This window comes from Mesorhizobium sp. M7A.F.Ca.US.007.01.2.1 (assembly GCF_003998165.1).
GTDB classification, from domain to species: domain Bacteria; phylum Pseudomonadota; class Alphaproteobacteria; order Rhizobiales; family Rhizobiaceae; genus Mesorhizobium; species Mesorhizobium ciceri.
The window spans coordinates 1-11,328 of the sequence record NZ_RZQP01000209.1 but is presented as its reverse complement, the minus strand read 5'-3'; the positions used below and the strand labels follow the sequence as shown (position 1 = coordinate 11,328).

The 11,328-nt window shown below is 63.1% G+C and carries 11 protein-coding genes; 9 read left to right on the top strand and 2 right to left on the bottom strand.

Annotation, left to right across the window (positions count from 1 at the left end):
- From EN949_RS27570 to EN949_RS27555, 4 genes are all read left to right on the top strand, one after another.
- Positions 1-1,048: UDP-glucose/GDP-mannose dehydrogenase family protein (locus EN949_RS27570; protein ID WP_164782557.1), on the top strand; the 1,048-nt coding region annotated here is incomplete at its 5' end.
- Between the two features lie 92 nt (positions 1,049-1,140).
- On the top strand, positions 1,141-2,583 hold the full coding sequence (locus tag EN949_RS27565) for a GMC family oxidoreductase (protein ID WP_063169883.1): 1,443 nt from the start codon (positions 1,141-1,143) through the stop codon (positions 2,581-2,583).
- Positions 2,584-2,596: 13 nt separating this feature from the next.
- Positions 2,597-3,046: a hypothetical protein gene (locus EN949_RS27560; RefSeq protein ID WP_127370855.1), complete on the top strand. Its 450-nt coding sequence runs from the start codon at positions 2,597-2,599 to the stop codon at positions 3,044-3,046.
- Positions 3,047-3,120: 74 nt separating this feature from the next.
- The gene (locus EN949_RS27555; RefSeq protein WP_127367771.1) at positions 3,121-4,200 is read left to right on the top strand and encodes a glycosyltransferase; all 1,080 of its coding nucleotides are present in this window, start codon (positions 3,121-3,123) and stop codon (positions 4,198-4,200) included.
- A gap of 18 nt (positions 4,201-4,218) precedes the next feature.
- Here EN949_RS27555 and EN949_RS27550 read toward each other — a convergent pair whose 3' ends face one another.
- Positions 4,219-5,241, bottom strand: a complete 1,023-nt coding sequence (locus tag EN949_RS27550) for a phosphoribosyltransferase family protein (RefSeq protein ID WP_013528105.1) — start codon at positions 5,239-5,241, stop codon at positions 4,219-4,221.
- Positions 5,242-5,293: 52 nt separating this feature from the next.
- Positions 5,294-6,790: a lipopolysaccharide biosynthesis protein gene (locus EN949_RS27545; RefSeq protein WP_127370854.1), complete on the bottom strand. Its 1,497-nt coding sequence runs from the start codon at positions 6,788-6,790 to the stop codon at positions 5,294-5,296.
- Positions 6,791-6,975: 185 nt separating this feature from the next.
- On the opposite strand from EN949_RS27545, the gene EN949_RS27540 reads away from it, so the two are divergent.
- From EN949_RS27540 to EN949_RS27520, 5 genes are all read left to right on the top strand, one after another.
- On the top strand, positions 6,976-8,148 hold the full coding sequence (locus tag EN949_RS27540) for a glycosyltransferase (protein ID WP_127367193.1): 1,173 nt from the start codon (positions 6,976-6,978) through the stop codon (positions 8,146-8,148).
- A gap of 40 nt (positions 8,149-8,188) precedes the next feature.
- Positions 8,189-9,184, top strand: a complete 996-nt coding sequence (locus EN949_RS27535) for a glycosyltransferase family 2 protein (protein ID WP_127367192.1) — start codon at positions 8,189-8,191, stop codon at positions 9,182-9,184.
- Complete coding sequence (locus tag EN949_RS27530; RefSeq protein WP_127367191.1) at positions 9,184-10,134, top strand: glycosyltransferase family 2 protein; 951 nt, start codon at positions 9,184-9,186, stop codon at positions 10,132-10,134. The genes EN949_RS27535 and EN949_RS27530 overlap by 1 nt, the downstream gene beginning before the upstream one ends.
- Positions 10,124-11,092 (top strand): glycosyltransferase family 2 protein, encoded by a 969-nt coding sequence (locus EN949_RS27525; protein WP_127370853.1) that lies wholly within the window; start codon positions 10,124-10,126, stop codon positions 11,090-11,092. The genes EN949_RS27530 and EN949_RS27525 overlap by 11 nt, the downstream gene beginning before the upstream one ends.
- A gap of 74 nt (positions 11,093-11,166) precedes the next feature.
- Positions 11,167-11,328 (top strand): sugar phosphate nucleotidyltransferase (locus EN949_RS27520; protein ID WP_245472521.1); only part of this gene is annotated, 162 nt, incomplete at its 3' end.

Here is an 11,328-nt window from a genome sequence, read left to right as displayed (position 1 = left end):
CCTCAAATATGTGCTGGCAGTCGCCGAGACCATCGGCCGCGAAATGGACAAACCCAAGATCGTCGTCGGCAAGTCGACGGTGCCGGTCGGCACCTGCGAAAAGGTGAAGGCCAGGATCGCCGACACGCTGAAGAAAAGAGGCCGCGAGGACCTGGCTTTCGATGTCGCTTCAAATCCGGAATTCCTCAAGGAAGGGTCCGCGGTTGCCGACTGCATGAAGCCGGACCGCATCATCGTCGGCACCGACAGCGAGGACACCGAGGCTGTGATGCGCGAACTCTACGCGCCGTTCAATCGCAACCACGAGAAGATGATCGTGATGGACGTGCGCAGCGCAGAATTCACCAAATATGCCGCCAACTGCATGCTGGCGACCAAGATCAGCTTCATGAACGAGATGGCCAATCTGGCCGAACAACTCGGCGCCGACATCGAGGAGGTCCGCAAGGGCATCGGCAGCGATCCGCGCATCGGCTACCATTTCATCTATCCGGGCCTCGGCTATGGCGGCTCGTGCTTCCCGAAGGATGTGCGGGCGCTGATCAAGACCGCCGAAGGCGTCAAGTTCGACGCCAAGCTGCTGCGCGCCGTTGAGGAGCGCAACAACGCACAGAAATCGGTTCTCTTCGACAAGGTGGACCGCTATTTCAAGGGCAACCTCAAAGGCAGGACCTTTGCGCTCTGGGGTCTGGCCTTCAAGCCCAACACCGACGACATGCGTGAGGCGCCGGCGCGCGTCCTGATGGAGGCGCTCTGGAAGGCCGGCGCCAATGTGCAGGCCTATGATCCCGAGGCGATGCAGGAATGCCAGGCCATCTACGGGCTGCGCGACGACCTGCTTCTGTGCGGCACCAAGGAGGCGGCGCTGCGCGGCGCCGATGCGCTGCTGATCGCCACAGAATGGAAGAGCTTTCGCGCGCCGTCCTTCGACGCGGTGAAGGACGCGCTGACCACGCCGGTCATCTTCGACGGCCGCAACCTCTATGACCCCAAGGTCATCGCCCGCCATGGCATCGAATATCACTCGATCGGCAGAATGGCGGCATGAGACCGGGCCCTGGCAGACGGATGCAAGACCGGTCCGCACACGGCCTGCGGACGCTGGGGCTGAGCGCGTATTTCTGTGTGGAGTTGTAGCTGATGGTGCTGGACGTAAAGCCGGAGCAAATCACCAAGGATCATTTCGATCTCGTCGCGATCGGTTCCGGCTTCGGTTCGGCCTTCTTCCTGCATGAGTTCGCCAGGCGCCGAAAGGCGCGCATTCTGGTGCTGGAGTGGGGACGCCACAACACCCATGAATGGCAGCTCGAACAGAACGTCAACACCGACATCGAAGACGAGACGACCTACAAGACCAATTCCGACAAGCCGTGGAACTACACGATCGGACTGGGTGGCGGGACGAATTGCTGGTTCGCGCAGACGCCAAGATTTCATCCCAATGATTTCCGGCTGAAAAGCACCTACGGCATCGGTAATGACTGGCCGATCAGTTATGACGACGTCGAGCCGTTCTACTGCGACGCGGAAGACATCATGTCGATCTCCGGCGACCCCGACATGGCGGCGATGCTGCCCCGCTCGAAGCCGTTTCCGCAACCGCCGCATCGCATGTCGACACCGGACAGGATGATGAAGGCGGCGCAGCCCGACCAGCACTTCGTCATGCCAACCGCGCGGGCTCGCGTGCCGACCGCGCAGCGCAGCTCGTGCTGTGCCAATCTGCGTTGCTGGCTGTGCCCGGTCGACGCCAAATTCACCGTCAACAACGGGTTGATGCACGTCTTCGAGCATCCCGACATCTCGGTCTGCCTCGGTGCGGAAGTGCGCCGGCTCGATCACGTCGGCGGCGCTGTCCGTTCGGTCACGTTCAGCCATGACGGCAAGGAATACCAGGTCAGCGGCGATCTCTTCATTCTCGGCGCCAATGCCATCCAGAGCGCGGCGATCATGCTGCGATCCGGCCTGGGCGGCGAATTTGTCGGCAGCGGCCTGCATGAATCCTACGGCTGGAATTTCGAGGTCTATCTCGACGGCGTCGACAATTTCGACGGCAGCACCATCACAACAGGCCTGAATTTCGGTCTCTATGATGGTCCTCACCGATCGGAGCATGCGGCGGCATTGGTCTATTTCGAGAACCGCTGGCAGCACGGAATGCGTGCCGAAAAGGGGCGGCTACGCCAGGCGCTGCCGTTGGTCGTGGTCACCGAGAACCTGCTCGACCCCGAGAACTACGTCACGCTTGACGCGGATGACAATGCCTTCGTCAGCTTCAAGGCGCCATCGGACTACGCGGTGAAGGGCATGGCGCGTGCTCTGGAGAAATTGCCTGACCTTCTGGCGCCGCTGCCGGTCGAAAAGCTCTTCGACCGCGGCATTCGGCCGACCGAATCGCACGTCCAGGGCACGCTGAGGATGGGCACCGGCCCGGCCGATTCTGTGGTCGACAGCGGCATGATCCACCATCAGCTCAGAAACCTGGTCGTCGTCGGCACCAGCACCTATCCGAGCTGCTCCTGCGCCAACCCGAGCCTGACCGCGGCAGCGCTGTCCTTGCGGGCGGCGAGCCGGATCGCGTGAAAGGAGGTATCGCATGATCGAGATTTCCAGACGCTCGGCCCTGGCCGTCTTGGCTGGCGGAGTGGTCTCGACAGGGGTCGCCTACGCCACCGTTTCCTCCTTCTCGGACGAGGATCTGGTGCGCGTCACGCTGGAAAAATACCTTGGCAAGTTGAACATCCGCATCGAGCATCTGCAGCAGTTCGTGCTGGCGTTCCGCGACCGGAATCCATGGAACTTTCCAAGCGAAAAACTGAGTGACGCCGTCACCCTGGTGGAGGAGCTCAAACTGGGCGCCGCGCGTCGCTTGCTGCCCCGGCGGAAGCGGGAAGATCTGCTGCATTTCGACCGCTGGGTCATCGCCGAATTCCATATGCTGACGGACTACGCCTGGCGCAGTTCGCCCAACGACCCGATCCGGTTTACCGGCTGGCAATCCTGTACCAATCCCTTCGCCAATCTGGAGCCGCCGAAACTTGCCTGACGTCGAAAGCGAGGCGGCGGCCTTTGCCTGTTGTCTCCGAGCAAGGAATACGAGATGCGACAAGGAGCCCGATCATGAAAGTTCTCTTTGCAGGCGGCAACGGCTACCCGCCCGAGTTCAGTGGCGGCGTTCAGTCGAGCACGCATCATCTGGCCGAACAGTTGATCGAGCACGGTCATGAAGCCGCTGTGCTCGCCGCCCTGTTCGGTGACGGTGTCTTCGGCTTCAAGGCGCGCGCCAAGATGAAGCTGTTGCGGCAGCCGGCGGTTGTCGACAGCTATCCCGGCTATCCGGTGGTGCGGGCCTGGTTTCCCTGGGAAGCGGCGGGTTATGCCGTCGACAGGCTGAAGCCCGATGTCGCCGTGGTCCAGTGTCACAAATCGGTTCCGATCGGCAAGGCGCTGCAGGCGGAGGGCGTGCCTCTGGTCGTTTATCTCCGCAATGTCGAGTTCCATGAACTGGGCGGCGATCTGCGCGAATTGCATTCGGCGCTTTACATTGCCAATTCGGATTTCACCGCGCGAACCTACAAAAAAGAATTCGGCATCGAGGCAGCAGTGATCCCGCCAACCATCAACCCGGCGCATTACTCGACGCCGACGACGGGCCAGTTCGTCACGCTGATCAACCCCTATGAGGAAAAGGGATTTGAGCTCGCGGTGCGGATTGCCGGCGCCTGCCGCGAAATTCCATTCCTGTTCGTCGAAAGCTGGAAGCTCGACGACGATCACCGGGCGCGGATCGAACAGACGATCGCTCCCTTGGGCAATGTCGTCCTGGAGAGCCGCACCAGCGACATGAAGACGGTCTATGGTCGCACGAAGATCCTGCTTGCTCCCAGCAAGTGGGAAGAGGCGTGGGGCCGTGTCGCTTCGGAGGCCCATTGCAGCGGAATCCCCGTTATCGGTTCGCGGCGCGGCGGTCTGCCCGAGGCTGTCGGCTCCGGTGGCGTGGTGCTGGATTACGATGCTCCGCTGGCCGATTGGGTCGCGGCCGTCAGGCGGCTGTGGAACGACAACCAGGAATATGACCGGCTTTCCGGTCTCGCTCGCAGCTTCGCCGGGCGCCCGGAACTCGATCCCGATCGCCAGTTCATCACCTTCTTCTCGATACTGGACAGGGTCATGCAGCAGCGCGCGCGACAGGCGGCCTGACGACGCCGCCTGAGCAGGTCAGGCCGGACGCTTGACCCGGCTTTTCAGCGTCTCGTAGCCGCGGGCGCCAAGCAGTGCGCGGGCAATGGTCTTGGCGGCGCTCTTGCGGCCCTCTTGCGACTTGATCTGCCGCAGCCTTGCCGGCAGGTTGCGGGCCGCCTGGCCAAGTGCCGGCAGCGACAGCGCGTCGGGGAAGCTGACCATATGCGTTTCGACGCACAGCACCGGCTTGCCTGACAGTTCGGTGATCTTCAGCGCCTGTTCGTGCTCGCTCTCGATGAACAGGATGGCATCGGACTTGCGGTAGAAATCGGCCTTGAAACTGCCATGCGCGCCGAGTCGTTGCCGTTCCGCCTTGCTCGGCAGATCGAGCATGATCAGCTGGTCGTATTTGATCTCATGCTTGGCGAGCCATGCCTCGGTGAGCGCGCGGTATTTCTCCAGCCGGCTGGTGACCAGCCAGCCGATCCTGTGGGTCGCGACATGGAGCGGCCGCGCTTCGCTGAGGAATTTCTCATAGGCCGGGCCGTCGTCGTTTTCCGCCTCTGTCGGGTCGAGGCACAGCACGCCGTCAATGTCGACGCAGCATTGCGCCAGGAATTTGTGATGCATGAAGTTCCACTGGAACATGCGCGGATGCGGCACGACCTCGAAGACGAGGTCGGTTTCCTGGTGCAGGGGCTCAAGGCCGAACACGGCGGCAAAGGTGAAGTCCGCCTCGATGCCCGCAGCCTGGATGCGGGCGCGTGCGTCGCGCATGGCGTTGCCGCCGGCGACGCTGTCGTCGATCACCAGCACCTTGCGCATCTCGGAAACCTTGCGGTCGAGAGCGGCCCGGCGCTTGGTGACGCCTGATGTGTAGATTCGCCCAGCCAGGAAGCTGTCGAGATCGGTCATCGGGATGTTCGCGGCAAGGCTGACCAGCGTCGCTGCCAAAACGCCGCTTCTCGGCACACCGACGACCAGGTCGATGTCGCGCGGCAGCCGGTGCAGGCCCCTGACGATGGCGTCGTTCATATCGGAGATCGATCGGTAGTGCATGGTTCAGACCTGGTCCTGGAGGAGATGTCCGTAGCAGTCGAAGACGCCCAAATTATTGCGCTTCGCGCGGCGCTGCCGCAGGCAGCCTTGCCGGCAGCATCCTGAGTGCCTCGCGCAAGGCTTCGCGGCCGGAGGCGAATGCCAGTGCGATGATGATTGTGATGAGGTAGGCGAACACGGCGCTGCTGGCCAGGGCGACGACATGCTGCTGCGGCAGCAGTGGCTTGACGAACCAGATCGCGGCCAGCGCCAGATGGGCGCCAAGCACGAACGGCGTTGCCGCGCGCAGCACATGATGCGCCTGCAGCGGTCCGCTCTTGCCGACATAGAGCCATAGGAAAGGCGTCCGCAGATATTCGCTGATCGCATAGGCGATCGCCACGCCCAGCGCGCCATAGGGCAGGCCGAGCATGAAAGCCAGCACCGACGTCACGGCCGTTATGATGCCCCAGCGCATGAAATCGCCGGAGCGGCCCTGGCTGACGAAAAGCCACCCCGCCGGATTGTTGAGCGGCTGCAGCAGCCCGGCAAAGCCGAGCGCCAGGAAAATCGAGGCGCTTGCGCGCCATTGCTCGCCGAGCACGAAGGGGATCAGCACATCCGACATCGCGGTGGCGAAGGCGACACCGGGAAGCGCCACCAGCAGGATCAGCGGCATCACGCGCAGATAGGCGCTGCGGTAGCGATCCGGCTCGTCCTTCAGCCTGGAAAGTGCTGGAACCATCACCTTCGACAAGGGATTGGTGATCTGGCTCAGCGGAAACAGAAGCAGCTTGTAGGCGCGGTCATAGAGGCCGAGCTGCGCCTCGCCCCAATATTTGCCGATCAGCACGTTGTCGAGGTTGCGGGCAAAGAAATTGGCGAAGTTGAAGCCGGTGATGCCGGCGCCGAAATTGATCAGCTCGCCGATGCCGGCGACCTTGCGCGGCAGGCCCGGACGCCAGCGCGAACTCGCCCAGTAGCAGAGCGTCGGCAGCACGGCACCGGTCAGCGTGCCGGCAAACAGGGCCCAATAGGAGCGATCGATGAAGGTCCAGGCGATCGACACGGCAAGCCCGGCGATGGCGCTGGCGACGTCGATGACGGCCAGCCGGCCGAACTGCATACGGCGCGTCAAGAGCGCCAGATGCTGGGCGCCAAGCCCATAGGCCATGATCTGCAGCCCGAACGCAGCCACCAGACCTGTCACGCGCGGCTCGCCGTAGAAGGCAGCAACCAGCGGCGCCGCACCCGCAAGCACGCAAGCCAGGATCGCGCTGACGGCGACATTGATCCAGAAGAGGTAGTTCACCTCCTCATGCCGGATGCCTGATTTCTGGATCGTTGCCTGGGTCAGGCCGAAATCCTGGAACAGTGCGATAAAGGCAAGCACCGGCGCGCACATCGCCACGACACCGAAATCCTGTGGCGACAACAACCGCGACAGCACGACAACCGACAGAATCTGTGTCGCGACCCGCACCGATTGCGCCATGGCCGTGACAACCGCGCCGCGCCCAACCGATTTGCGCAAGGAGCCTTCTGGCGGATCGAATGCATTGGCTTCCAAATTCAGGATTCCTGATTTTTTACGTGGATTTTCGAGCCCGAAAATCCACGACCGCCGCCGACCACAAACTACGGCAATAATTTTGCAGTGCAACAGAAAACGTGGATTGGTGCAGCAAAAATGTTGCGATGCAGCAAGAGCTGTACTAGCATTCCCTTGGGTGGGCCAACAGCGGTCGAGTTTTTATGCTGCATGTCTTGTACCTAGTGCACGACGTTTCCGACCCGGCGGTGCGCCGGCGGATCACGATGCTCAGGGCAGGTGGGGCCCAGGTCACCTTGGCCGGCTTCCGTCGCACCGCGAATCCGATTGCGGATATCGAGGGACTGCGCCCGATCGACCTCGGCGGGACGCGTGACGGGCGATTCGGCCAACGCCTCGCGGCCGTAGCCAAAGCAGCCGTTTCGATAGGCTCGAAGCTGGGCGGAATGCCAAAGCCGGATGTCATCGTCGCGCGCAACCTGGAAATGCTGGCGCTTGCCCGCCGCGCCAGGTCAGCCTTCGGTGCATCGGTTCCGATCGTATACGAGTGCCTCGACATTCATCGGCTTGTGCTGCGCAACGATGTCCTGGGCAAGGCGCTGCGTGCCACCGAACGATTTCTGGCCAGGGATGTGAAGCTGCTGGTGACCAGTTCGCCTGCTTTCATCGCCAATTATTTCAAGCCGTTCGGCCAGGTCGCGGCACCCATCGAGCTGGTCGAAAACAAATATTTCGAGGCCGCGACGATTGTGCCCGGCGCTCCGGAGGCTGAAGAGAGCCCGGTCGGCCCGCCATGGCGGATCGGCTGGTTCGGCGCGCTGCGCTGCCGCCGCTCGCTCGAGCTGCTGGCTGATTTCTCCCGCCGCACGGAGGGCCGCTTCGAGATCGTGCTGCGCGGCCGTCCGGCTTTGTCGGAATTCCCTGACTTTCACGGCTTTGTCGAGGCCGAGCCATGGCTGTCGTTTCTCGGGCCCTACCGCAATCCGGAAGACATGGCGGCGATCTACAACGATGTCCATTTTTCCTGGGCGATCGATTTCTTCGAAGCGGGGCAGAACTCCGAATGGCTTCTGCCCAACCGGCTCTATGAGGGTTGCCGTTTCGGCGCGGTGCCGATCTCGATGGGCAATACCGAGACCGGGCGGTTCCTCAAGCAGCAGGATATCGGCGTGCTGTTGCCGCAAGCGTCGCCCGAAGCGCTCGAAGCCGCGCTAGGCAAGATGGAGGAGCATCGCTTCGCCAGGCTGAAGGGGCGTGTTCTGGCGCGCAACCCGAGGACCTGGAGCTACGATCGCAGCGATTGCCGTGCGCTTGTCGAGCGGCTGCGCAGCCTGACGGCCGTGCCCGGTTCGTTTGCCGCCGAGGCATTGGCATAGGATGGCAGGGGATGGACAAAGGCAAGATGGACAGAGGTTGATGACGCAGACGGAAAAACCCTCATCCAGCCTGATCGTTATCCCATGCCTGAACGAAGCCGCCCATATCGGTGCGCTGCTCGATCAATTGCGGCCCGCGGCCGCCCGGCTTGGCGCCCGGATCATCGTCGCCGACGGCGGCAGCACCGACGGCACGCTTTCCATCGTAAACGACGTCATTGCCAGGGACCCGCGGGTTATCCTGCTCCACAACAAGCGGCGTATCCAGAGCGCGGCGATCAATCTCGCCGTCGGTACTTTCGGCGATGGTGCCGACTATCTCATCCGCATCGATGCGCATGGCGGTTATCCCGACGATTATTGCGACTGGCTGGTCGAGGAAGCCCTGGCTACATCAGCGGATTCGGTTGTCGTTTCGATGCTCACCAGCGGCAGCGGTGCCGTGCAGAAGGCGGCGGCCGCGGCGCAGAACTCCAAGCTCGGCACCGGCGGCTCGAAGCATAGGCATCTTTCGCAGGGACAGTGGATCGATCACGGCCATCATGCACTGATGCGGATATCGGCGTTCGGCGCCGTCGGCGGCTATGACGAAACGTTCAGCCACAACGAGGACGCCGAGCTCGATTATCGCCTGCGCAAGGCCGGCTACAAGATCTGGATGAGCGGCAAGACGCAGATGGTCTACTACCCGCGTGCCTCGCTCTCAGGCCTCTATTTCCAGTATCTCGGCTACGGTCGCGGGCGTGCCAAGAATGTACTGAAGCATCGCGTCATCCCGAAGGTGAGGCAGATGGTGCCGCTGCTGGTGTTCCCGGTGGTGCTGCTGGCGGCCTTCTCCTTCGTGCACTGGCTGGCGGCGATGCCGCTGCTGCTGTGGGCGTCGGTTTGCCTGGGCTACGGGCTGGTGACGGCTATCCGCCAGCGCAAGGCCGACGTTGCGCTGGCCGGTGTCTCGGCCATGGTCATGCATCTTGGCTGGTCGGTCGGCTTCTGGCTGCAGCTTCTCGGCCTCGGCTCGCGACGAGGAGTGGCCTGATGGCGGTGTCGGCAAAGGACCGCAGCATCGACATCGGCGTCTGCACGTTCCGCCGGCCGGAACTGGCCGACACGCTGCGCTCGCTCGACGCCATGGAGATGCCGGTGGGATTCGATGTCCGCATCGTCGTCGCCGACAATGACGACACCCCATCGGCCCGTGACCTGGTGGCGGCGCTGTCGCGGGAATTGACGGTGCCGATCCACTATCAGCACGCCCCGGCGCGCAACATCTCGATCGCCCGCAACGCCTGCCTCGATGCGAGCACCGCGGATTTCGTCGCCTTCATCGACGACGACGAGACGGCCACGACGCCATGGCTTGCCGAACTGGTCGCGATGGCGCAGCAAAGCGGTGCCGCCGCCGTGCTCGGCCCGGTCAGGGCGCGCTATCGCCCGGACGCGCCGGACTGGATGCGGCGCGGCGATTTCCATTCGACCTTGCCCGTCTGGGTGCGCGGCGAGATCCAGACCGGCTACACCTGCAACGTTCTGCTGCGGATGGGCTCGGACAGCCTGCGCGGCCGCCGCTTCAGCCTGGCGCGTGGCCAGACCGGCGGCGAGGACACCGAATTCTTCGACCAGATGCACAAGGCAGGCGGCCGCATCGCCTTCTCGCCCGAGGCGTGGGTCGACGAGGTGGTGCCGCGCTCCAGGGCGGCATTCGATTGGCTCGGCCGCCGCCGCTTCCGCGTCGGCCAGACGCATGGCCATCTCCTGGGCAGCAGCGCCAGCGGAATCGGTCTGGCCAAGCAGGTCGGCCTGGCCTCGGCAAAGGCCATCTATTGCTTCGCCTCGGCACTTCCGGTCGTCGTCAGTCCGGTACGCAGGAACCGCAGCGTGCTGCGCGGCATTATGCATCTTGGTGTCGTCAGCGGCCTCGTCGGCATCCGCGAAATCCGCCTCTATGGCCAGCCTTCGCCACAGCAGGGAGGCAAGCGTGCAGCCTGACGTCAGCTCTATCCCCGATGTTTCCTTCGTTATTGCCGCCTACAATGCCGAGACGACCCTTGACCGGGCGATCGCCAGCGCCATCGCCCAGAAGGGTGTCAGCGTCGAAATCATCGTCGTCGACGACAAGTCGCGCGATGCGACGCTCGATGTTGCGCGGGCCTATCCCGGGGATATCGTCCGTGTCATCGCCCTGCCAAGCAATCGCGGCCCGGGCGGCGCCAGGAATGCCGGCCTCGATGCCGCCCGCGGCAGATGGATCGCGGTTCTCGATTCCGACGATGCGGTCTTTCCCGGCCGGCTCGCCAGGATGATCGCGCGTGCCGAAAGCGCGGATGCCCAGATCGCCGTCGACAATCTGCAGGTCGTTCGCGAGGACGGCGTTATCGAGGACGCGATGTTTCCGCGGCAATATCTGGAAGGCTTGCGCGAGATTTCGCTGGCCACCTACATCGCCGGCAACGTCGTCTTCGAATCCAAGTTCAACCTCGGCTACCTCAAGCCGATCTTCCAGCGCGAGTTCCTGAACGAAAACCGGCTTCGCTATGACGAGAAGCTGAGGATCGGCGAAGACTACATCCTCTTTGCCGCCGCCCTGGCCAACGGCGGAAAATGCGTCGTCGAGCCCGATATCGGCTATTCCTACCATATTCGCAGCGCCTCCATCTCGCGCGTGCTCGAGCTTCACCACGTCGAAGCCATGCGCAGGGCGGATGCCGTGTTCGCTCAAACCCATCGGATGGATGAGGCCGCGCAGGCCGCGTTCGCGCGGCGTGGCCGCAGCCTGCGCAAGGCGGCATCGTTTCTGTCACTGGTACAGCACATCAAGGCGCGGTCCCCGCTCAAGGCGATCCGGACTGCGCTCAGCGACCCGGCGGCGGTCAGGCATATGGGCATGCCGATCGCCGTGCGGTTGCGAAGAATGGCGGCACAATTTGCCGTCGGGGCGGGGAGGTGAAGATGCAGGCACATGGAGGGAATTTTCGTGGCCTGTGAACGGATTGAAGTCGATCTCCTCAGAAGGAATTTGCGATGAAGAAAATCAGGAAGGCCGTGATACCGGTGGCGGGGCTTGGAACGCGGTTCCTGCCGGCGACCAAGTCGATGCCGAAGGAAATGCTTCCCGTCGTCGACAGGCCCGTCGTCCAATATGCGGTGGACGAGGCCTTCGAGGCGGGCATCGAACACATCGTC

Coding starts and splice junctions, on each gene's coding strand:
- EN949_RS27565 (WP_063169883.1), top strand. CDS start 1,141: ATGGTGCTGGACGTAAAGCCGGAGCAAATCACCAAGGATCATTTCGAT.
- EN949_RS27560 (WP_127370855.1), top strand. CDS start 2,597: ATGATCGAGATTTCCAGACGCTCGGCCCTGGCCGTCTTGGCTGGCGGA.
- EN949_RS27555 (WP_127367771.1), top strand. CDS start 3,121: ATGAAAGTTCTCTTTGCAGGCGGCAACGGCTACCCGCCCGAGTTCAGT.
- EN949_RS27550 (WP_013528105.1), bottom strand. CDS start 5,241: ATGCACTACCGATCGATCTCCGATATGAACGACGCCATCGTCAGGGGC.
- EN949_RS27540 (WP_127367193.1), top strand. CDS start 6,976: ATGCTGCATGTCTTGTACCTAGTGCACGACGTTTCCGACCCGGCGGTG.
- EN949_RS27535 (WP_127367192.1), top strand. CDS start 8,189: ATGACGCAGACGGAAAAACCCTCATCCAGCCTGATCGTTATCCCATGC.
- EN949_RS27530 (WP_127367191.1), top strand. CDS start 9,184: ATGGCGGTGTCGGCAAAGGACCGCAGCATCGACATCGGCGTCTGCACG.